Source organism: Microbulbifer discodermiae, assembly GCF_040742695.1.
GTDB lineage: Bacteria > Pseudomonadota > Gammaproteobacteria > Pseudomonadales > Cellvibrionaceae > Microbulbifer.
Map to the genome: position 1 here is coordinate 58,593 of NZ_JBFLAB010000019.1, position 20,961 is coordinate 79,553.

Annotated in this window: 19 protein-coding genes and 1 pseudogene; 9 read left to right on the plus strand and 11 right to left on the minus strand. The window is 59.0% G+C overall.

Features of this window, described 5'->3' with window-relative positions; all coding sequences use genetic code 11:
• Positions 1 to 70 precede the first annotated feature (70 nt).
• The 5 genes from AB1S50_RS09035 to AB1S50_RS09055 all read left to right on the plus strand — a co-directional run bounded on the left by AB1S50_RS09035 (position 71) and on the right by AB1S50_RS09055 (position 5,064).
• Positions 71 to 1,450, plus strand: a complete 1,380-nt coding sequence (locus tag AB1S50_RS09035; RefSeq protein WP_367150273.1) for a cytochrome ubiquinol oxidase subunit I — start codon at positions 71 to 73, stop codon at positions 1,448 to 1,450.
• 11 nt (positions 1,451 to 1,461) lie between these two features.
• Complete coding sequence (gene cydB / locus AB1S50_RS09040) at positions 1,462 to 2,466, plus strand: cytochrome d ubiquinol oxidase subunit II (RefSeq protein WP_367150298.1); 1,005 nt, start codon at positions 1,462 to 1,464, stop codon at positions 2,464 to 2,466.
• 687 nt (positions 2,467 to 3,153) lie between these two features.
• Positions 3,154 to 3,834 (plus strand): TetR/AcrR family transcriptional regulator, encoded by a 681-nt coding sequence (locus AB1S50_RS09045; RefSeq protein WP_367150275.1) that lies wholly within the window; start codon positions 3,154 to 3,156, stop codon positions 3,832 to 3,834.
• Between the two features lie 236 nt (positions 3,835 to 4,070).
• The gene (locus AB1S50_RS09050; protein ID WP_367150276.1) at positions 4,071 to 4,349 is read left to right on the plus strand and encodes a YdcH family protein; all 279 of its coding nucleotides are present in this window, start codon (positions 4,071 to 4,073) and stop codon (positions 4,347 to 4,349) included.
• A 112-nt stretch (positions 4,350 to 4,461) separates the two neighbouring features.
• Positions 4,462 to 5,064 (plus strand): glutathione S-transferase, encoded by a 603-nt coding sequence (locus AB1S50_RS09055; RefSeq protein WP_367150277.1) that lies wholly within the window; start codon positions 4,462 to 4,464, stop codon positions 5,062 to 5,064.
• Positions 5,065 to 5,131: 67 nt separating this feature from the next.
• Here the strand turns inward: AB1S50_RS09055 and AB1S50_RS09060 are convergent, their stop codons facing one another.
• The 5 genes from AB1S50_RS09060 to AB1S50_RS09080 are packed head-to-tail and all read right to left on the minus strand — an operon-like array spanning position 5,132 to position 9,941.
• Entirely contained in the window at positions 5,132 to 6,538 is a 1,407-nt protein-coding gene (locus AB1S50_RS09060; RefSeq protein ID WP_367150278.1) for a M20/M25/M40 family metallo-hydrolase, read from the minus strand.
• Positions 6,539 to 6,561: 23 nt separating this feature from the next.
• Positions 6,562 to 6,915 (minus strand): hypothetical protein, encoded by a 354-nt coding sequence (locus AB1S50_RS09065; protein ID WP_367150279.1) that lies wholly within the window; start codon positions 6,913 to 6,915, stop codon positions 6,562 to 6,564.
• Complete coding sequence (locus tag AB1S50_RS09070) at positions 6,906 to 7,694, minus strand: TSUP family transporter (protein WP_367150280.1); 789 nt, start codon at positions 7,692 to 7,694, stop codon at positions 6,906 to 6,908. Before AB1S50_RS09070 ends, AB1S50_RS09065 begins: the two co-directional genes overlap by 10 nt.
• Positions 7,695 to 7,709: 15 nt before the next feature.
• A complete protein-coding gene (locus AB1S50_RS09075) occupies positions 7,710 to 8,321 on the minus strand; it encodes a 1-acyl-sn-glycerol-3-phosphate acyltransferase (protein ID WP_367150281.1) in 612 nt (203 codons plus the stop codon).
• 36 nt (positions 8,322 to 8,357) lie between these two features.
• A complete protein-coding gene (locus AB1S50_RS09080) occupies positions 8,358 to 9,941 on the minus strand; it encodes a peptide chain release factor 3 (protein WP_367150282.1) in 1,584 nt (527 codons plus the stop codon).
• A gap of 160 nt (positions 9,942 to 10,101) precedes the next feature.
• Here AB1S50_RS09080 and AB1S50_RS09085 point away from each other — a divergent pair, with 160 nt between their 5' ends.
• Complete coding sequence (locus AB1S50_RS09085; RefSeq protein ID WP_367150283.1) at positions 10,102 to 11,868, plus strand: aminopeptidase P family protein; 1,767 nt, start codon at positions 10,102 to 10,104, stop codon at positions 11,866 to 11,868.
• Positions 11,869 to 11,905: 37 nt separating this feature from the next.
• Here the strand turns inward: AB1S50_RS09085 and AB1S50_RS09090 are convergent, their stop codons facing one another.
• The 5 genes from AB1S50_RS09090 to AB1S50_RS09110 form a co-directional block, all read right to left on the minus strand.
• Complete coding sequence (locus AB1S50_RS09090) at positions 11,906 to 13,279, minus strand: MATE family efflux transporter (protein WP_367150284.1); 1,374 nt, start codon at positions 13,277 to 13,279, stop codon at positions 11,906 to 11,908.
• Positions 13,280 to 13,402: 123 nt separating this feature from the next.
• Positions 13,403 to 13,873 carry a ribosomal protein S18-alanine N-acetyltransferase gene (gene rimI, locus AB1S50_RS09095; protein ID WP_367150285.1) on the minus strand — a complete coding sequence of 157 codons (471 nt, stop codon included), beginning with the start codon at positions 13,871 to 13,873 and terminating at the stop codon, positions 13,403 to 13,405.
• A gap of 5 nt (positions 13,874 to 13,878) precedes the next feature.
• On the minus strand, positions 13,879 to 14,616 hold the full coding sequence (locus AB1S50_RS09100; protein ID WP_367150287.1) for a hypothetical protein: 738 nt from the start codon (positions 14,614 to 14,616) through the stop codon (positions 13,879 to 13,881).
• Entirely contained in the window at positions 14,616 to 16,151 is a 1,536-nt protein-coding gene (locus AB1S50_RS09105) for a 2-isopropylmalate synthase (protein ID WP_367150288.1), read from the minus strand. Before AB1S50_RS09105 ends, AB1S50_RS09100 begins: the two co-directional genes overlap by 1 nt.
• A 494-nt stretch (positions 16,152 to 16,645) precedes the next feature.
• Positions 16,646 to 17,125: a glutathione peroxidase gene (locus tag AB1S50_RS09110; RefSeq protein ID WP_367150289.1), complete on the minus strand. Its 480-nt coding sequence runs from the start codon at positions 17,123 to 17,125 to the stop codon at positions 16,646 to 16,648.
• A 132-nt stretch (positions 17,126 to 17,257) separates the two neighbouring features.
• Here AB1S50_RS09110 and AB1S50_RS09115 point away from each other — a divergent pair, with 132 nt between their 5' ends.
• Positions 17,258 to 19,195, plus strand: a complete 1,938-nt coding sequence (locus AB1S50_RS09115) for a cytochrome c/FTR1 family iron permease (RefSeq protein ID WP_367150290.1) — start codon at positions 17,258 to 17,260, stop codon at positions 19,193 to 19,195.
• A 202-nt stretch (positions 19,196 to 19,397) separates the two neighbouring features.
• Here the strand turns inward: AB1S50_RS09115 and AB1S50_RS09120 are convergent, their stop codons facing one another.
• On the minus strand, positions 19,398 to 20,024 hold the full coding sequence (locus AB1S50_RS09120) for a phage integrase N-terminal SAM-like domain-containing protein (protein WP_367150293.1): 627 nt from the start codon (positions 20,022 to 20,024) through the stop codon (positions 19,398 to 19,400).
• A 339-nt stretch (positions 20,025 to 20,363) separates the two neighbouring features.
• Here AB1S50_RS09120 and AB1S50_RS09125 point away from each other — a divergent pair, with 339 nt between their 5' ends.
• Entirely contained in the window at positions 20,364 to 20,687 is a 324-nt protein-coding gene (locus AB1S50_RS09125) for a barstar family protein (RefSeq protein ID WP_367150294.1), read from the plus strand.
• A pseudogene (locus AB1S50_RS09130) lies at positions 20,680 to 20,961 on the plus strand (hypothetical protein); the annotation flags it as partial. The gene AB1S50_RS09125 and the pseudogene AB1S50_RS09130, both read left to right, overlap by 8 nt.

Below are 20,961 nucleotides of genomic sequence, written 5' to 3' on the forward strand. Positions count from 1 at the left end.
AAAGCAAAACCCGGACGCGCCGGAGCATCTATCCTTTGCCTCGAAGCGTCATTGATCAGCCGAGATTAGCATGCCAGATACACTGATACTGTCGAGGATACAGTTCGCTGCCAACATCAGCTTCCATATCCTCTTCCCCACCATCACCATCGCACTCTGCTGGATACTGCTCTTTTTTAAGCTCCGCTACGACCAGACCGGGAATCCCGTATGGATGCGCGCCTACCGTTTCTGGGTCAAGGTGTTCGCACTCACCTTTGCCCTGGGTGTGGTGAGCGGCATTACCATGTCATTCCAGTTCGGCACCAACTGGCCGGGTTTTATGGAGACCGTCGGCAATATCGCCGGGCCACTGCTGGGTTACGAGGTGTTGACGGCATTCTTTCTCGAGGCGACTTTCCTGGGCATCATGTTGTTCGGCATCAACAAGGTGCCCAGCAAAGTGCATACGCTGTCGGCCTTTCTGGTGGCCGTGGGCACCACCCTGTCCGCCTTCTGGATTCTCGCCCTCAACTCCTGGATGCAGACACCCAGCGGGTTTGAAATACGGGAAGGTGTGGTTCACGCCACCAGTTGGACCGAGGTGATTTTCAACCCCTCTTTTCCCTACCGCCTGACACATATGCTACTGGCCTCGGGCCTGACGGCGTCTTTCTTCGTCGCTGGCCTGTCCGCCTACAGAATTCTCCGCGGCGACCAAAAGCAGGCACCGCGCCTGGCGCTCAAGACGGGCCTGATTGTAGCGGCAGTGCTGACCCCCGTGCAGGCCTATGTCGGCGACTTGCACGGCCTCAATACCTTCGCACACCAGCCGCAGAAAATTGCCGCGGTGGAAGGCGTCTGGGAAACCGAGCGCGGCGCACCACTGCTGCTGTTCGCCATCCCCGATGAAAAGCAGCGCACCAATCACTTCGAAATCGCCATTCCAAAATTGGCGAGCCTGATCCTCACCCACGATGCGGACGGTGAAATCCGAGGTCTGAATGAATTCAAGGGAAACCACCCACCGGTAAAGCCAATCTTTTTCGCTTTTCGCATCATGGTGGGCATGGGACTGCTGATGTTGCTGGTGGCCTGGGTCGGCTGCTTTTTCCTGCGCAAACCCGGGGACCCACCCAGATGGATGCTGAAAACCCTGGTGGCAATGACTTTCTCCGGCTGGGTCGCGACCCTGGCGGGCTGGTATGTCACAGAAATCGGCCGCCAACCCTGGCTGGTCACCGGAATACTGGCCACCGCTGACGCGGTGACCCCGGTCGCCCCTAGCAATGTAGGCCTGTCCCTGAGCATGTATCTCATTGTCTATGTACTCCTCATGTGGGCCTATATCCACACGCTGAGAGTGATGGCATTGAAAGCGGTCAAGGTGGAGGAGTTCGAGACCGAGCCGCCCCAGGTGACCGGCAGTCTCACCAATCTCCCGGAATCGGCTCAGGAGGGCGCGGTATGACTATCGAAACCATGACCTTCGCCGACTGGCTGCCGGTTATCTTTATCGGCCTGATGGGCCTGGCGGTGCTCATCTATGCGATTCTGGACGGTTATGACCTGGGTGTGGGGATACTGCTGCCCATGCAGACACAGGACGAACCCCAAAGGGACACCATGATCGCCTCCATCGGCCCCTTCTGGGACGCCAACGAGACCTGGCTGGTACTGGCCATCGGTATCCTGCTGATCGCCTTTCCCAGTGCCCACAATCTGATCCTGATGAAGCTGTATATCCCGGTTGCCATTATGTTGATCGGCCTGATCATGCGCGGTGTTGCCTTTGATTTTCGCGCCAAGGCGGCGGTTGATCGCAAGCTCACCTGGGACAGGGTTTTTAAGGCGGGCTCGCTGCTGACCGCACTCACCCAGGGCTATATGCTGGGCCAGTATGTAATGGGCTTCAACCACAGCTGGCAGGCACTGCTGTTTTCCGGCCTCAGTGCACTGGGGGTCACCGCCGCCTACACCTACATCGGCGCCGCCTGGCTGGTAATGAAGACCGAGGGGGAACTGCAGGTGCGGGCAGTCCGGTGGGCCCGGCGCGCAGGCCGCTCCACCCTGCTGGGTGTGGTGGCGGTGTCAGCGATTAATCCACTGGTAAACCCGGACGTCTTCGACCGCTGGTTTACCTACCCACTGGTGATGTTCGTATTGCTGATCCCGACACTGTGCTTCGCCGCTTTTGTGGCCAACGACCGGCTGCTAAAACGTCTGCCGAAGGAAAACGACCGCTATTGCCGCACCCCCTTTCTTCTCACCGCCGGCATCTTTCTGCTGTGTTTTACCGGCCTGGCATTCAGCTTTTTCCCAGACATAGTGCCGGGCAAACTGGATATCTGGGCAGCGGCCAGTGCACCCGAGTCACTGGCATTTATCCTCGTCGGGGCAGTGATCGTAGTTCCGGTTATCCTCGCCTATACGGCTTTCTCCTACTATGTATTTTTCGGCAAGACAACCGACCTGAATTATCACTAGCAAATCAAGCATGTAACTGCTTGATTTGTCGTGGAGGGTTTGCGGACATGCACCGCAAACCCGGGTTGAGGAAAGCCAGGGAGGACTTTTTCAACAACCTGCTAGGGAAGCGCAGATTTATTCAGTTCAACTTAAGGCTTAACGTCGAGCTCGCCAGTAAGGCGCAGTCGCGCACCGCCTTGCCAGGTAGTGCTCGCCCCATGCACCCGCCCTACACCGAAGTCTGCAACCGCTTTGGTTTTATACCTATATAGACCAACCTCTCAATTAACCCCGGGCGGGAGGCCATCGAGGCGACGAACAATGCACAATGGGCATATTACTGGCCCTGCCCGCATTCTTGTCTCAAAAAACAATAATGACAAGAAATAACTAAGGGGCGAAGCCCGGCCAAATATTAATCCGCTCCCGGAAGACAGCAAGCAGCTAGATATCATGGATATAACAATAATTAAAAATTTTCGGCTTATTAAAAGAAAGGTAAAAATTATCTCTCTGTACGAGTGTTTTTGTTCACATATGGGCAGTCTTGCCTCTTGCAGAAGAGACTGCCACTCTCGATAATCCATGTCATGAAAAGCCAAACCGCCATGAGAGCAGGGAAGCATCTGAATCCGGTATCGACTTGTCGGGCCCGGCAGGGAGTGCTTTCTACCGACGCAGAACCGATAGAGAGTAAATGCAGCTTTGACAGAATCTGAACGAGCAATAACAAGAGGACGCCATGCGGAGTTGCCGCGCACACCCCAGCGCCGCAACGGACGCAAGAAGTTCGAAAAGCTCCTGGACAACCTTGAACAGCTGCTACAGTTTCGGGAAGCCAGCGAAATCACGCTTGCCGGTCTGAGCCAGACCGCCGGCGTGCCCACCGCGTCCGTATACCATTTTTTCCCCAGTCGCTCCGCCGCACTCGCGGCCCTGACACAACGCTATTTTTCCGCTCCACCCAGCGCGGAACAATTTATTCCAGCTGGGAAGACCTGGTTGCGCTGGCAGGATTTGTTCAGCCAGTTTCTGGATCGCCTCCTGAGTCAGTTTTCGCACAATATTCCCATGCAAAAACTCAAACTCGGCCCAACGCCCTGTTGGGCGACGCGCGAACTGCTGGTGGAGTACAACCGGGCTCTGGCCAACCTTCTGTATCGCCACATGCAGGAGCACTTTATACTGCCATCGTCTCACAGCTGGCGCGAACGCTTTCTCATGGCCATCACCATTGTCGACTCTTTCTGGTCCCTGTCTTTTAGCCGCGATCATCAGATTACGGAACAGGCCAACCAGGAAAGCAAGCGCGCTGCCCTGGCCTATCTGCGGCTTTATCTGGGCGAAACCCTGACACGCCGGCTGGAGGCGCAGGCACTGTCCTGAGCGGCTAACCGCAGCCCGATGCCATAACCTGTAAAAATTTGCCCCCCACCTGTCCCCGCACCCGCTGGAAGTCCGTTCCAACACCTGAATTTAATTGGGCCACTGCGATAAGCCCGCACGCACTGACTTGCACTTCAACGAGCCATGCAAATTTTGTGAACTGGAGCACGGTTATTTCACCAATTTATGACAAGCGACTACACTTGTTTTTATAGCCAACCAGCCAGGAGCCCCGGATGTCAATCGCCCCACATACCCTCGAGAAAGATTTTCCGGCATACAGGGCGACCATCAAAAGACTGATTCAGGAGGATTTCCAATTCAGGTCCGAGAGTGCTACCTACAACAAACTGGACAAACAGATTCGAGGGCTGGAGCAGCGGGGTGTCGGCACCGATGATAACCATTTCAACACCCTAAAGATCCAGCGGGCGCGCATGAAGGACCAGCTGTACCGCCGCATCACCGACAGTGCCGACGGACATGAATTGACAGGCAACCGCACAGATCTTTGATCCAGGTGGACTGCCCGCTGAGCCACCCCGGCTCGCCGGCCACCTACTGGACATCAGCGCGCCCCTTTTGCACACTGCCGGGATCCTGCCCGGCATAGCGGAGCCCGCCACTATGAAATTGTTCTATACCAACGCCTCGCCCTACGCGCGCAGTGTGCGCATAGTGTTGCGCGAGTACGGTCTGGAGGAGCGGGTCGGGGAGACCATCTCCCATCCATTTGATGATGCACCGGAATTTTTGGCCAGCAATCCACTGGGCAAGGTACCCTGCCTGACCCTCGACGACGGCCAGGCAATTGTTGACAGCGAGGTCATCTGCGCCTACCTGGACCGGGTCATGGGCAGCGGTCGGCTTGGGGGGATATTAGAGTCGGACTGGGCCCTGAGGACTTATTACGGCGTCTGTTCCGGGCTTATCGACACACTGGTGCTGTTGCGCCAGGAAAAGGTGCGCGAACAGCAGGAGCTGCGCTCCGATTTTTGGTGGCAGCGTTATCAGAATGCCATAAGCCGCACGCTGGACTATCTGAACCGGCACAGCCAGCGACTGGGCGATACCCTGTCCCTCGCGCATATCAATCTGGCCTGCGCGCTTGATTATCTGAACTTCCGGCATCCGGAAATCAACTGGCGCAACGCCCACGGCGCGCTGGTAAGGCTGGCGGATGACCTGGAACAGCGAACTTCGTTCCAGGCCACCCGCCTGCAGGAATAGTTTCGCCCGGGGCCCACTTCAGTACAGCCGTCGCAGGCTGCCCGCAGCGCCCCCAAAAGGGCCCGAACTATTGCGCAACGGGCACCCGGCCCAGATCCCCTTCCATTTCCACCGCCAGAAATGACATCACTATCCAGGCGGCCACATTCTGCTTGAGGATCTCCGGGTCCACCTTGTCCAGCGTATCGTTGGGGGTGTGGTGGTAATCGAAATAGTCGGTGCCGTCCTGGTAGAGACCAAAGGCGGGTACGCCCCTGGCGACGAAGACGCTGCTGTCCGGACCGCCGGAAGACTTGTTGTGGCCGCGCTCGATACCCAGTGGCGCCAACAGGCGCATCATCTGATCGGCAATGTCGAACTTGGTCTCCGGCAGCCGGGTGTCGAAGCGCCAGATCTTGCCGGCGCCAAAATCGGATTCGGATACGGCGACGATCTGGTCCAACTCGCTCTGGTGAGCGGCCAGATACTGCTTGGCTCCCACCAGGCCTATCTCCTCGGCGCCGTACAAGATAACCCGCAGGGTCCGCCGCGGGCGCAGGGGCAGCTCGCCGATCAGGCGCGCGGTTTCCATTACGATGGCCACCCCGGCGCCGTCATCGAGGGCGCCGGTGCCCTCGTCCCAGGAGTCCAGGTGGGCGCCGATAATGACCACTTCCTCGGGCTTTTCACGGCCGGTGATCTCGCCGATCACATTGAAAGAGGGACCGTCCTCCAGACGCTGGTTGTGCACGTCCAGATTCACCTCCACCGGCTTGCCGCGACTGAGCATCGCCTCCAGCAAATTGGCGTCCGGGGCCGACAGGGCCAGGGCCGGTACCGGCTTTTCAATCCCGTCGATGGACATCATCCCAGTGTGGGCGAAACGGTCGGAATCAGTACCTACGGAGCGGATCAGCAGGGCCGCGGCACCCTTCTCCGCAGCGGCGGTCATACCCTTGCTGCGGCCTGAAACCACGGGGCCATAGCCCTCACCGGTGCGGGTGCGCTCCATGCGCTTATTGATAAAAGCGATTTTACCTCTAACCTTGCGCGCCGGCGCCTTCATCAGCGCATCCACATCCGCGAACTCAACCACCTCCGCAGTGATACCGCCCTCGGGGGTGCCGATCCCATAGCCCAGGGACGTGACCACCAGCGGCTGGGGAAAAGGCGCCACCACCCGCGCGTGGGCGTGGCCCCGTGCCCAGCGGGGCACTTCGATCTGCTCGGTGTAGACGCGGTCGAAACCCAGCGCCTTCATTTTTTCCTGAGCCCAGGCCACGGCGCGCCGGTCGCCCTCCGAACCGGCGGGGCGCGGGCCCACCTCCACGGTCAGCGACTCGACAATACTGTAGGCGTCGGAGGACTCCAGTGCGCGGTCGCGCAGCACTTCGGCCACCGAGAGGTCCTCCTGGCTGAGCGGCTCCGCGGATAGGGCGCCGGCCAGCAGCGTTGCAATCAGTCCCCCGGTCAACGAGAGCAGTGGTCTCAACATTTGCTTGTCCTTGGTTAAATAGGTCAGTTGTCAGTGGAGTTATTTTGGTTACCGCCGGTCAGCAGCTGTTCACGTACCGAGCGCAAACGCTCGATGCCGGCCTCGGTGAACAGATAGGGCATCCTACCCGTGTATTCCGCCTCCTCGATTTCGAGGCAGCGCAGGCGCATCCGCTCCAGTTCCGGGTCGTGGCGCATTGGATAGCCGGTCAGTACCCGCCACTCATTGTCGTCCGCCTGGCCCGCGATCACATCTTCCAGCCCGCGCACAAACTGCGCCCGCTCCATGCGAAAGCGCGGCGTTCGCAGTTGCATCAACGTCCAGATTATCAGGGCAAAGACGCAGAAAGAAATGACGATGGTCAGGATTATGGCCACAGGTGCTGCCCCCAGGCATCTATCAGCAATTTTATCGCCACGGCGATGGTGGCCAGGATGATCACCGGCCGCACTAGCCGCGCACCCTGCACTATCACCAGATTCGATCCCAGGCGCGCACCTATGGCCTGCGCCAGGGACATGCTGATAGCCAACCAAAGCAGTATGTGGCCACCGGCAACAAAAATCACCATGGATGTCAGATTGGTGGCGAGTACCAGCGGTTTGGTATGGGCGGTGGCCCGCCTCATGTTGTACCCCAGCAGCGCGACGAACGCCAGTGCGCAAAAGGAGCCCATACCCGGCCCGAAAAATCCGCCGTAAAACCCCACACCACCGCCGACCAACAGATTGAACCGCCGGTTGCTTATGCGCGGCTGCGTATCCGCGTCCGTGATCCGCGGCGAAAACACAAAATACAGCGCAACGGCGATCAGCAGCAGCGGCAACAATGTCTGCAGCTGCTCGCCGCCGATCTGCGTGACCACCCAGGTACCCAGTGCAGCGCCGCAGACCGCTGCCAGCAGCCCCGGCCACAGGGGGCGCAGATCCAGGTGGCCACTGCGAAAATAATTGACCGCCGATGACAGTGTGCCGAACACACTCTGAAACTTGTTGGTTCCCAGCGCATCCAGTGGCGGAATGCCGGCCCACAGCAGCGCCGGCAGGGTGATCATTCCGCCGGCGCCGGCGATGGAGCTGATGAACCCCGCAGTGCCGGCCACTGCGACCAGCACCAGGTAAACGCTAGGAAAACCGTTACCGTCCAATTCCACCACAATAGGCCCGCAGAATCATTCTCCCCCGGTGAAGTCAGTCTGCTTGTCCGGGTTGCACCCCCGGTAGCGGCTGAAACGTCGCTGAATCTCCATCATATCCTGGTCGAGATTGCCAACAGGGTGGTACAGGGAGTCCACGCAAATACGCTTGTTGGTAAAATCCCAGGCAACCAGAAGGATCGGCACATCCGCTGCATAGGCGATGCGCAGAAAGCCGTTCTTCCATTTGTCCACCTTATTGCGCGTGCCCTCAGGGGTGATCGCCACCCACATTTTGTCATTCTGGCGATAGGCATTGGCCATCTGCTGGGCAATCCCCCCCGGCGCCTTGCGATCGGTGGGCAGCCCCCCCAGGGCCATAAACAGCGATTTGAACGGGAAGAAGAAGGCCTCTTTCTTCATCATGAAATACACCCTCACCCGCAGCGCCATGATAAACGGCATGGCCACCACAAAATCCCAGTTGGAAGTGTGCGGGGCCAGGGCCACCATGACCTTTTTCTGCGCCGGCAACTGGCCGTCGAAGCGCCAGCCCAGCAGCTTCACAATCAGCAGGCCCAGGGCGCCCACCAGGCGGCTCTTTATACGCGGCACCTCCGCCGGCAGTTGCTTGGGAATTGTAGCCATTCTGATTTTCTCTCCTGCAGGCTTCTGCCGTTCAGATCAGTGTTCGCGGGTGGCGTAAAAACGGATATCCCCGTAACGCTCCTGTGCCAGCTGCAGATTTACCCGCGTCGGCGCCAGATAGGTCAGGTGGCCGGAGCCATCCAGGGCCAGATTGGTGCTGGCCTTGCGCTTGAATGCATCCAGCTCCCTGGCGCTGTCACTATCAACCCAGCGGGCTGTGTGCACATTCACGTTTTCGTAGATTGCATCCACCTTGTATTCGTCCTTGAGACGATAGGCCACCACCTCGAACTGGAGTACGCCCACCGCACCCACAATGATGTCGTTGTTGTCCAGAGGGAAAAACACCTGGGTGGAACCCTCCTCGGAAAGCTGTTGCAGGCCCTTTTGCAACTGCTTGAGTTTCAATGGATCCCGGAGGCGGATACGGCGAAACAGTTCCGGCGCAAAATTGGGGATACCGGAAAACTTGAGCGATTCCCCCTCGGTAAAAGTATCCCCTATCTGAATGGTGCCATGGTTGTGCAGGCCGATAATATCGCCGGCTATGGCCTCCTCCACATGAGTGCGGTCACCGGCCATAAAGGTCACCGCGTCGGCAATCTTTACCTCTTTGCCGATGCGCACATGCTTCATTTTCATACCGCGGCTGTAGATACCGGAACAGACGCGCATAAAGGCAATACGGTCGCGGTGCTTCGGGTCCATATTCGCCTGAATCTTAAACACGAAGCCACTGAATTTTTCCTCGTCCGGCTGCACCACACGCTGCTGTGTTTCGCGGGGCTGCGGACCCGGTGCCCACTCTACAAATCCGTCGAGGAATTCGCGCACACCGAAATTCCCCAGAGCAGTGCCAAAAAATACCGGCGTCAGCTCCCCGGCGAGATAGGCGGGCAGGTCGAACCTGTGGGTGGCGCCCCGCACCAGCTCTATCTCCTCGCGAATGTCATCGGCGTACTCCCCCAGCAGAGCAGTGGCTTCGTCGGAGTCCAGACCCCGGATCTGCACATCTTCGGGGATGGTGTGACCCTGCCCCTGGCGGTATACATGGATGGTGTCCGTATAGAGGTTATAGACGCCCTTGAATTCCTTGCCGGAACCCAGCGGCCAGTTGATCGGCGCTGCCTGAATGTCCAGCACCGCCTCTATCTCGTCCATCACTTCGATAGGGTCGCGGATATCGCGGTCCAGCTTATTGATAAACGACAGTATCGGCGTGGTGCGCAGGCGGCACACATTCATCAGCTTGATGGTGCGGTCCTCTACACCCTTGGCGCCGTCGATCACCATCAATGCAGAGTCCACCGCAGTGAGCACCCGGTAGGTGTCCTCGGAAAAATCCTCGTGGCCCGGAGTATCCAGCAGGTTTACCACCCGCTCCCGGTAGGGGAACTGCATGACCGAAGAGGTCACAGAGATGCCGCGTTCCTGCTCCATGGTCATCCAGTCGGAGCGCGCATGGGGTCCCCGCTTGCCTTTTACGGAGCCGGCCAGCTGGATGGCGTTACCGAACAGCAACAGCTTTTCAGTAACAGTGGTCTTGCCCGCATCCGGGTGGGAAATGATAGCGAAAGTGCGGCGGCCGGCGATGCCCGCCGGGGAGTGGCTCTGACCCATAGTGCTTGTGCTTCGGTAGCTCTGTGCTGCGGCGAAAAGGAGCGCAGCATTATACACGTCAAGCGGGCACCCCGCGGTGCAAATTTAACCAGTGACAGTCACTGGGCACCCCGGCTGTTACACTGCACCCTATCGTCAATTGAGAGGTCGGGAAGGTTCCATGAGCAGCGACAGGCTAGAGGCATTGCGGGAAGAGCTGAAACGCCAGCAGGTGCAGGGGTTTCTGGTCCCCCGCGGAGACGAATACCAGAATGAATATGTGCCCGCCTCCGACGAGCGACTCGCCTGGCTCACAGGTTTTACCGGTTCCGCCGGCCTGGCCGCGGTCAGCGCCGACAGTGCGGCGCTGTTCGTGGATGGTCGCTATACACTGCAGGCCCAGCAACAGCTGGGCCATAGAGCCATCGAGCAGGAAAACCTGAACAACAGCGCCATTGCGAGCTGGCTGTGTGAACAGCTCAAGTCCGGGGATGCCCTGGGTTACGACCCACGCCTGCATACGGAACCGGGCCTGGCGCCGCTACGCAAGCGGTTGCAGGAACGGGATATCCTGCTACATCCGCTGGAACAGAACCCCATCGATGCTATCTGGAGCGACCGACCGTCCGCACCCGCTGGCCCGGCACGCCCCCACCCCCACACCTTCACCGGCGAGCACTCGGCGGAAAAGCGTCTGCGGATCTCCGCCCTGCTGGCGGACAAATGCGCTGATGCCCTGTGGCTGCCCAACCCGGAAGTGTGCGCCTGGCTATTCAATATTCGCGGCACCGACGTGCCACATCTGCCCGTCGCCCTGACCAGCGGGCTCCTTTACCGGGATGGCAGCGCCACCCTGTATATGGCCGCGGAGGCGGTCACGGACGCGCTGATCCAGCACCTGGACAGGGAGGTCACCCTCGTCAATGACAAGGAGGCGCTGTTCGAAGCGGCCAAACGCCGCCACGTGGCCAGGGTTTGGGTGGACCCGCTGATCACCAACTGCTGGACACTGCAGCGGCTGCGCCTGCTGGAGATTGAGTTGCTGGTGGAGCGCGACCCCATCACCCGCGCCAAAGCGTGCAAGAATCCGGTGGAGCTGGCGGGGGCCCAGGCCGCCCATGTACGGGACGGCGCCGCACTCTGTGAATTTCTGGCGGAACTGCCGGCGGCGGTGGCCGCTGGCAACTTCGGCGAACTGGAGGCGGTGCATTTGTTGCGCGACAAGCGTGAACAGCGCGAAGGTTTCAGCGACGACAGTTTCGACTCCATTTCCGGCTACGGCCCCAATGGCGCCATAGTGCACTACCGGGTCAGTCCAGAAACCAGCCTTACCCTGAAACCCGAAGGGCTCTACCTGATCGATTCCGGCGGTCAATACCCGGACGGCACCACCGATGTCACCCGCACTGTGGCCCTGGGTGAGTTCCCCGCCCACGCCCGCGACCATTTCACCCGGGTGCTCAAGGGGCATATCGCCATCGCCACCCTGCGCTTCCCCGCCGGTACCTGTGGCGAGCAGATCGATGCCTTTGCGCGCAAGGCGCTGTGGGACGCGGGGCTGGACTATGCCCACGGGACGGGTCACGGTGTGGGCAGTTTTCTCAGCGTGCACGAGGGGCCACAGCGCATCGGCAAAGTCAGCACCCAAGTGGCGCTGGAACCCGGCATGATCCTCTCCAACGAACCCGGTTACTACCTTACCGGCCAGTATGGTATTCGCATCGAAAACCTGGTGTTCGTCAGGGAATCACCCGGATACAACGGGTTTCTGGAGTTTGAGGCACTGACTTTGGCGCCCATAGACCGCCAACTGATGGACCCGGCATTGCTCACCCAGCCAGAGCTGGACTGGATTGATAGTTACCATCAACGCGTGCGCGAAACACTGATGCCACTGGTCAACGCAAAAACCCAGGAATGGCTGTTGGCCGCCACTACCAGTATTTAGGGCCTGTTGACACTAACAGGGACGTTTGGGTCGCAAATCAAGCAGTACAAGCTTGATTGGGGGCTCTGTCGCGGTTGCGCACCGTGCGCCGCAGCCACCACCAGGCCAGGCCACCCAACAAAAGGTTGGCGGCGGCGGTAGCCAGGAACAAGCCCGTCACCCCCCAGTACCGATTGCCGACCCACGCCAGCGGCAGGTAGACGCCCAGCACCCGCAAAAAGGAGATCAGCGTCGCCGGCAGCGGCTTCCCGAGTCCGTTGAAGGCCGCGTTGGCACACATGACAAAACCGTAACCGGCGTAACTGAAGGGAACCAGTGTCAGGTAGGCCACTGCCACTGCCAGTACATCCGGAGAATCGCTGAATAACCGCACCAGGGCGGGCCCCGCAAAGTACAGCAACAGCCCCAGGGCGATACCAAAACCGATGCAAAAGCGGGCCAGTACCGACACCGTTTGCCCCATTCGCTCCAGCCTGCCCGCACCCGCGTTCTGGCCCATGAATGGCCCCACCACCGACGACAGGGCATAAAACACGATCAATGCCATGGGTTCAATACGCAGGGCCACCCCGAGTCCAGCTACCGCATCGGCGCCGTGAACCGCCACCAGCGCCACCACCACGCCGCCGGCCATGGGAATAATGACATTGGTGGCAATCGCCGGTAATCCCACCACCAGCACACTGCGCCAGGAGTTCAGCAGCGCAGAGAGCCGCCACTGCGGCGGCGCCAGCAGTTTTTCCCGGTACACGAGAAAATAACAGGCCACCGCGCAGCTCACGGCACGCGCAATCACCGTGGCCAGGGCCGCACCGCGCAGTTCCAGGCGGGGGAAGCCGAACAGGCCGAAAATCAACAGCGGATCGAGAATCAGGTTCAGCAGCGCAACCGCGATCAGAACGCGGCCGGCAATGGCACTGTTGCCGATCGCCCGCAGCGCTGCCAGCGCCACCATAGGCACCACGGCAAAAGTGGCACCCAGGTACCAGAGCACCATATAGTCGGCGATCAACGGCAGCATTTCCTCCCGCGCCCCCAGCAACCGGAACAGCGGCTCTATGGTAGCGAGGCCGACCACGGTGATCAGCAGTGCGAACAGCACCGCCAGAAGCGAGGCATCGGTCACCAGGCGCCGCACCTGCCCATAGTCGCCGGCACCATAAGCGCGCGCCACAGCCGAAGACACGCCGGCCCCCAGGCCGATGGCAAAACTATTGATCACCATCACCACCGGGAAGCTAAAGCTCATTGCCGCCAGCGGGGCACTGCCCAGCTGGGCGACAAAATAGGTGTCCACGGCGTTAAACGACATAGTGGCGAGGATGCCCCAAACCATGGGCAGCGCCAGGCGTTGCAGGTGCCCGGACACCGAACCTTCGATCAGGGAGGGATTTCTACTGCCTGGTGTCATGAAGAACTCTGGAAAAATTTCGTCGCCACTGTGCCTGCGCGATCCGGCAACGCAGGGGCTTACTCAAAGAGGTAATGCTAACAGTTATTCGCGTGTGGTGAGGGCAATGGGGGATTGGCATCGCTAAAGGAACAGGCTCATCAGCACCGCGTCCTCGCGATTTCCATCTGCAGTGGGGTAATAGCGTTTGCGCACGCCGTCCTGCGCGAATCCGAGCGCCTGATACAGGTGGCGTGCGGGACCATTGGACGTGCGGACCTCAAGCAGCACACGCCCGACTTCCGCCGGTAACTGCCCCAGCAGCCTGTGCAGCAGTGCCTGTGCGATTCCGCGCCGCCGCCAGGCGGGCACTACCGCCAGATCCAGGATCTCCGCCTGATCGAGCCGCTGCAACAACACACAGACAGCGATGTTTTCCGCCGCCTGATCGGAACGCAACAGCCAGCACTGGTGGCCAGCGCGCACACTGTCCCGATACTGGCTGCGACTCCAGGGGTGATCGGTGGCCGCCGCCGCTATCTCCGCCAGCGCGGCGCAGTCCGCGACCCCCGCCCGCAGTAACTGCAGGCCCGACAGAGGGCAGTCACTGGGCATCAGGCCTAGCACTGCTGCGGATAGGTCTGCCGCAGCAACAGCCACAGATCGCGTTTGCGCTCCGGAGCCTGCAGCAGTTCGCTGAGACCGGGCGTGGCGAGAATGCGAGTACCCTTCCATTCTGTCACCGGCCCGTCCAGGCGCACCGGGGAGCAGTATGCCTGCGCCTGCTGCCCCATCAACCAGATGGAATTTACCGGCCGTCGCGCACTGGCCGCCTCCAGCCAGCTGGAGCAGGTATCCCTCGCATCGGATTCCGCCGCCGCGGCGGCAAAGCGGTTTTCCGTCAAGGGCCAGCGCAGTTGCTCCCGGTCCCGGGGCAGCTGGTGCCAACCCAGGGCGCGGACAATGTTGTCAAACAGGGACTGTACCGGCAGTGCGGCACCCGGTTGATGGCCATCCACCGCCAGCAGGGCGTCACCGAGCCACCAGCAATTCAGCACAAACGGCTCGACCGCCTGCCCCGCGGATGGGGTCACATCGGCGCTCTGGCCAGAGGCACTGGTTTCGCGCCCCCGCTCTTCCTGCGCTGTGCCGGCCTCAGCCGGCGGGGATGGCGGTACCGAAACTTCGGACATCACCTGCGCCACCGCCTGCGGCAGCGGATCGCTGGCCGGGGCATCCTCTGGCGGTGGTGGCAGCGTGGCCTGCCGGGGTACGGGCGCCAACGGCAGCAAGAATCGCGGCCTGTAACTGCTAACCCCCAGCGCCTGCAAGTATTCCGCGCGGTGGAGTTCGTGCATCAGACACCCTGTCGCTTGCTTTCGCCACTGGCCAGCAGATTGAGAGCGTCCAGGTAAGCCTGTGCAGAAGCCACGAGAATGTCGGTATCGGCCCCCACTCCATTGACCAGGCGGCCATCCCTTTCCAGGCGCACTGTCACTGTGCCCTGGGAGTCGGTGCCCTGGGTGACCGCGTTGACCGAATAGAGTTTCAGGTCGGCATCGCTGTTGGCAACCGTTTCGATCGCCTTGAAGGTCGCATCCACCGGGCCACTTCCCTCCGCCTCTGCGGCCACACCGCTGCCATCTATCATCAATTGCAGCTGGGCCCGCGGACGGTTGCCGCTGCGACTTTGTACATCCAGGGATTCGAGGCGAAAACGCTCTATGGGGGCCTCGGCACCCGTGGCGATGGATTGCAGATCCTCGTCGAAGATTTCGTGTTTCTTGTCGGCCAGGTCCTTAAACCGCTGGAACACCTGTTGGAACTCATCCGCTTCCGCAAACAGAATCCCCAACTCCTCGTAGCGTGCCTTCACCGCGGCGCGGCCGGAGTGCTTGCCCAGCACCAGGCGGTTCTGCCCCCAACCTACATCTTCGGCACTCATGATTTCGTAGGTTTCACGGTGCTTGAGCACTCCGTCCTGGTGGATACCGGACTCGTGGGCGAAGGCGTTGGCACCGACAATGGCCTTGTTGGGCTGTACCGGAAAACCGGTAATGGAAGATACCAGTCGGGAAGTGGGCACTATATGGGAGGCGTCGATGCGCGTTTCCACCGGGTAGAGATCCTGGCGGGTGCGGACCGCCATCACAATTTCCTCCAGCGATGCATTACCCGCTCTTTCACCCAGGCCGTTGATGGTGCACTCCACCTGACGCACGCCATTCATCACTGCCGCCAGTGAGTTGGCCACCGCAAGGCCCAGGTCATTGTGGCAGTGGGTGGAGAAAATCGCCTTGTCGGAATTGGGCACATGCTCAATCACACGCCTGAACATAGCGCCATACTCTTCCGGCTCACCGTAACCCACCGTATCCGGGATATTGATGGTGCCGGCGCCGGCGTCGATCACCGCTTCGATGATGCGGTACATGAAGTCCGGCTCGGAACGACTGCCATCCTCCAGCGAGAACTCCACGTCGTCAGTGAACTGGCGCGCCTGCCTGACGGCCGCAACCGCCTGTTCCAGCACCTTCTCCGGCTCCATCTGCAGCTTGTACTGCATATGAATGGGAGAGGTGGCGATAAAAGTATGAATACGCGAGGCATTGGCTTTCTGCAGCGCTTCCCCGGCGCGGGCAATGTCCGGGCTCACAGCGCGCGCCAGGCTGCACACGCGGGAATCCTTCACTGTTTCCGCCACCGCCCGCACCGCCTCAAAATCTCCCTGACTGGCGATAGCGAACCCGGCCTCGATCACATCCACCCGCATACGCTCGAGCATACGCGCTATGCGGACTTTCTCGTCCCTGGTCATGGACGCGCCGGGACTCTGCTCGCCGTCGCGCAGCGTCGTGTCGAATATGACTAGTTTTTCTTTATTGGTGTTCATACTGGCTAACCTCCTCGTCGGCGCCGAGGCTAAACAGCAGCGTGGCGGCTGTCTACGCGCGACTCAAATACAGTGTGGAATCCTGTTGAAGGGTGGCGGAGTAAAATTATCTACCGCCGCGCGATAGTCGCAACGAAAATATTAGGGCGCCTGAGCGGCCCGAACATGGTAGTGGCTGGTTGCACATGTTGGCTTGCTACTGGCAGCAGAGGGTTGTCCGGCACTATACCTTCAGACCAGACCGGAATCAATGCGCATCCTAAAAATCATTGAAATCAGATATAAAACACCAAAAATCGATAAAATTATCGAGCAGAAAAGGATTAAAATCCTAAATCTCCACCCCTTTGAGCCAGATTTAGCGTACCCCTCCCGTACAGCCGGGGCCCGGACTGCCAAGTCCTGTGAATGACCCCGCCCGAATCGCGGACTGCAAAGCGGAGGCCCACTGTGAGCCCGGGACACCCCGGGCCCCCTGTTCGCCTTGTAAGGCATCACAGCAACGGGGCTATCGCGGACTCAATCGCCTCCGGTCTGTCCTTCGGTGCGAAGCGCTGCACCACCTTGCCGTCCCGATCCAGCAGAAACTTGGTGAAATTCCACTTGATCGCCTCCGTTCCCAGAATGCCCGGTGCACTGCGCTTCAGCGCGGCAAAAAGCGGGTGCGCATCGGGTCCATTGACATTGAGCTTGGCATACAGAGGGAAAGTGACGCCAAAGTTCAGTGTGCAAAACTCTTTGATCTCCTCATCAGAGCCGGGCTCCTGGGCACCAAACTGGTTGCACGGAAAGCCCAGCACCGCAAAACCCCGTTCCCGGTACTTTTGGTAAATGGCCTCCAGGCCTTTGTACTGTGGGGTAAAGCCGCATTTGCTGGCGGTGTTGACAATGAGCAGCACCTGTCCCCGGTGCTCGGCGAGAGATGTGTCACGGCCATCTCCGGCTTTTACAGAAATAGAAAGCAGGTCATCCATCATCAGCTCCTTTGGTGCATTTGAGATTGCGCACGAAAACAATAAGCAACTAAAGGCACACAAGACTTTATTATGAGAATAATTATCAATATTATTGCCCCTCGATTCTCACCGGTAAGGAGTCTTCCGTCAATGCGCAGCCTTTCCCTGTTCTTTTACAAATCACTGCTGTTGCTCCTGCTGGCCGCCGGAGCCCATGGCCAGGCGGAACCACAGGCACCGGCGGACCTGCGCCAGTTGATGCAGCTGGCGGAGTATATCGGTGTCGACTATGCCGAGGCAGTGCGCGACGGGCAGATCATCAATGGGGACGAATATTCCGAGATGGAAGAGTTCGCCCAACTGCTGGTGGATCGTGTTACAGGGCTGGAGGCAGAGGGCGAGACGCGGAAAATTCACGACAGTGCCGCGGCACTGCAGGCCGCGATTCGCAACAAAGCCAGCCTGGCTGAAGTCCAGACCCTCACCGCCGCCCTGCGCCAGGGTCTGGTTTCCATTTCACCCCAGCTGTCGCTGCCCCAATCCCTCCTCCAGGTGGAACAAAGCGCAACACTCTACCAGGCGCAATGCGCCGCCTGTCACGGCAATGCGGGCAAGGGGGATGGCCCACTCGCCGCCCAACTGGAACCGGCCCCCACTGACTTCCACGATGTGGCCCGGGCCGAAAACCGTTCGCTGCTGGGGCTTTACGATGCCATCAGCAACGGCATCGATGGCACCGCCATGGCGGCCTTTGCCAACCTTACGGATCAGCAGCGGTGGTCGCTGGCTTTTTACGTCGGCGGCCTGGCCTTCAAAGGCAGCGCCGCGGCGGAACAACAAACCACAAACAAACTGGGTCTACAGGACCTGGTGATGTACAGCCCCAAGGTGTTGCTGCGCGACCAGCTCCAGACTTCACCCCAGGCTATCGCCGCACTGCGCGCCGATCCTTCGCCGCTCTTTGCCGCCGACAACACACCGGACCAACCGCCCCTGCAGATAGCGCGCTCCCATCTCGAACAGGCTTTCGCCGCCTACCAGCGCGGCGACTATAGCCACGCCCAGAGCCTGGCCATCAGCGCCTACCTGGATGGATTTGAACTGGCCGAAACTTCGCTCGATTCTCACGACAAGGCGCTGCGACTGAGCATAGAGCGCGAACTGCTGGCCCTGCGCGCAAAGCTGAACGCATCCGGCGATCCCCAGGCGGTGCAGGAGCAGGTTCAGCAGCTGCTGACAAGCCTGGAAACCGCGGAATCACTGATGCAGGAAAACACCCTCTCGGGCACCGCGGTATTTTTTGCCAGCCTGCTCATTTTACTGCGGGAGGGGCTGGAGGCACTGCTGATCGTCATTGCGCTGGTAACCATACTGATCAAATCCAAGCGCAACGACGCCATCAAATATGTGCACCTGGGGTGGGTCACCGCCCTGGCAGCCGGCACCGCCACCTGGCTGGCGGCACAGCAGCTGATCAACATCAGTGGAGCCAGCCGCGAAGTCATGGAGGGTGTAGCGGCAGCGCTGGCGGCCGCCGTACTGTTTTATGTGGGCTACTGGATGCACAGCAAAACCAACGCTCAGGAATGGCAGAAATATATCCAGAACAATATCGACCGCAGCCTCAGCAAAGGGACACTATGGGGTATAGCGGCACTGGCATTTCTAGCGGTTTATCGGGAGATTTTCGAAACCATCCTGTTTTATCAGGCCTTAATGACACAGACATCCGGGGCTGGTTACGGCGCCCTCTGGTCCGGCACCCTCGCCGCGGCCGGCCTGCTGTTACTGACCGGCTGGGCCATGGTGCGCTACTCGGCGCGACTGCCGATCGGAAAATTCTTCACCATCACAACCTATTTCCTGCTGGGCTTATCCTTCGTCCTGGCGGGCAAGGCGGTGGCTGCGCTGCAGGAAGCCGCGCTGCTGAATATTAGTCCATTACCTGTGGCCTTCTCTTTCGACTGGCTCGGTATTTATCCCACCTGGCAGGGTGTGGGGCTGCAGTTCGCCATCCTGGTGGCCGCCTTTTGGCTGTGGCGGCGCGGGCGCAACTCCGATGATGGTGCCAGCACCGTTAAGGTCTAAAAGCCCTTAGAAGATACCCCACCACCGCGGGGTATCTTCAACACCTACAGGCGTCATCGCAAGGTTTAGTACGCTCTAAGGGAAATACTACAGCAATCTAATTGCAAAACAGTTTGAAGGCCGTCCCCTCTATTCACCTCTTCGCCTAAATCGCTCTTTTGTGAGCGCCTGGCGCAGTCGATTCCCTGGGCTCTGGTGGCGTTCACGCCGACGACATTGGCAGCAGAATTGAATCCACGGGGCTATGTGTCCCCGCCCGGCGCTGGCCAACTACGTGAGTGTATATCTCTGTAGGACGAAGGTCAGCGTGTCCGAGTAACTCCTGTACTGTGCGGATATCACTGCCACTTTGCAGCAGGTTGGTGGCAAACGAATGCCGGAAAGTGTGGGCTGTGACCCGTTTGGCTATTTGACTGGTGCCTACGGCGCGCCGCAGCTGCTTGGCGTAGGCAGTTCCGTGCAGGTGATGCCGGCAGACGTAACCATCCACCGGGTGGACGCAGCGTGTGCTGGAGGGGAACAAATACTGCCAGGCGAAATCTTTCAGAGCGTGGCCGTACTTCCGATTAAGCGCACTGTCCACGGAAGACAGATCGAAGATTAGGGCACAGAGAGCCTGGTTTTGCGTTGACGAACTTACCGTACGGTTGACGGCCAGGTGCGACAGAAAACGCTCGATTTCTGCATTGTGAAGGGTGTCAGGGTGCTGTTTGTCGTGAAAGTAAATGAACTGGCGAATCCAGTAGAGGTAGGTTTTTTCGGTTCGCAGACTGTAGTGGCGCGAGCGAAACTCACAGCGGACTGACTCAGGAAATGGAGATCGGGACACGAGTTCATTTCATTCGATACTGTATTTATATCCAGTTACAACGCAAGTTAACGGCATATCCCAGTAGCGGGCCTCATGAGTACCGACATACCCGAGGCTCGAAAATTCCGATTTATATTGGCTATCTGACTGATTTTATAGGATATTTGCATGGATAACGGATGCTATAGAAGACCCCCCGGAGGTCTCATGAGTACCGAGGCTTGTTATCCGCGGCAGGCAGCGGCCACTACCAAGGTGTAACCTTATGATTTTTATAGATTTTTCATTCGATCAACACCGACGAACTGGGCGGTATAGACGGAATTCCGCCCAATAAACTGTTAGCACTACAAAACGATGAGCGAAGAATTACTCATAGATATGTCAGGAATCATGGATGAAGAAACGTTCCATGAGTACATATCCAAGAAACTCAATTTTCCTGGGTACTATGGCTACAACCTAAATGCATTCTGGGATTGCATCACTGATGAAGATCAATCATCTATGCCTCGGAAACTAGTAGTTGAGGGCTTGGCTGCACTCAGAGGTTTTCTTCCTGAGCTACATGATGGCTTTGTCGAGTGCTTACGAGACTACGAAAAAGAATATCCCGATCGTGAAGTTGTATTCCGGCAGGATAGTCCATCGGGCGAAGGTATAGAGTTCGAAAATGAATAGTAACCAAGTAGCAAGTACCAGTGCTAACAAGGCCAGCCAGAGGGACCAAAAAACCGCCGCTTCGCTCTGGTTTTTCGGCCCCTGCTGGCGGCGTTATGTGTCCAGGAGCCTTGGACAGTGCCAGGGCCTGTTAACACTAATTTTGATAAAATCTGCGTTTATGGAAATCACAAAATCGCAATTCAAAATTATCGAACACCTGCTGCCTTTACAGCGAGGTAACGTCAAAATACCGAATATACAGGTCATAAACGCTGTTTTGTATGTGGCTGAG

Excerpts from the sequence above, each read along its gene's own strand:
- AB1S50_RS09035 (WP_367150273.1), top strand. The coding sequence starts at position 71 with ATGCCAGATACACTGATACTGTCGAGGATACAGTTCGCTGCCAACATC.
- cydB (WP_367150298.1), top strand. The coding sequence starts at position 1,462 with ATGACCTTCGCCGACTGGCTGCCGGTTATCTTTATCGGCCTGATGGGC.
- AB1S50_RS09050 (WP_367150276.1), top strand. The coding sequence starts at position 4,071 with ATGTCAATCGCCCCACATACCCTCGAGAAAGATTTTCCGGCATACAGG.
- AB1S50_RS09055 (WP_367150277.1), top strand. The coding sequence starts at position 4,462 with ATGAAATTGTTCTATACCAACGCCTCGCCCTACGCGCGCAGTGTGCGC.
- AB1S50_RS09060 (WP_367150278.1), bottom strand. The coding sequence starts at position 6,538 with ATGTTGAGACCACTGCTCTCGTTGACCGGGGGACTGATTGCAACGCTG.
- AB1S50_RS09075 (WP_367150281.1), bottom strand. The coding sequence starts at position 8,321 with ATGGCTACAATTCCCAAGCAACTGCCGGCGGAGGTGCCGCGTATAAAG.
- AB1S50_RS09080 (WP_367150282.1), bottom strand. The coding sequence starts at position 9,941 with ATGGGTCAGAGCCACTCCCCGGCGGGCATCGCCGGCCGCCGCACTTTC.
- AB1S50_RS09085 (WP_367150283.1), top strand. The coding sequence starts at position 10,102 with ATGAGCAGCGACAGGCTAGAGGCATTGCGGGAAGAGCTGAAACGCCAG.
- AB1S50_RS09090 (WP_367150284.1), bottom strand. The coding sequence starts at position 13,279 with ATGACACCAGGCAGTAGAAATCCCTCCCTGATCGAAGGTTCGGTGTCC.
- rimI (WP_367150285.1), bottom strand. The coding sequence starts at position 13,873 with ATGCCCAGTGACTGCCCTCTGTCGGGCCTGCAGTTACTGCGGGCGGGG.
- AB1S50_RS09100 (WP_367150287.1), bottom strand. The coding sequence starts at position 14,616 with ATGCACGAACTCCACCGCGCGGAATACTTGCAGGCGCTGGGGGTTAGC.
- AB1S50_RS09105 (WP_367150288.1), bottom strand. The coding sequence starts at position 16,151 with ATGAACACCAATAAAGAAAAACTAGTCATATTCGACACGACGCTGCGC.
- AB1S50_RS09110 (WP_367150289.1), bottom strand. The coding sequence starts at position 17,125 with ATGGATGACCTGCTTTCTATTTCTGTAAAAGCCGGAGATGGCCGTGAC.
- AB1S50_RS09115 (WP_367150290.1), top strand. The coding sequence starts at position 17,258 with ATGCGCAGCCTTTCCCTGTTCTTTTACAAATCACTGCTGTTGCTCCTG.
- AB1S50_RS09125 (WP_367150294.1), top strand. The coding sequence starts at position 20,364 with ATGAGCGAAGAATTACTCATAGATATGTCAGGAATCATGGATGAAGAA.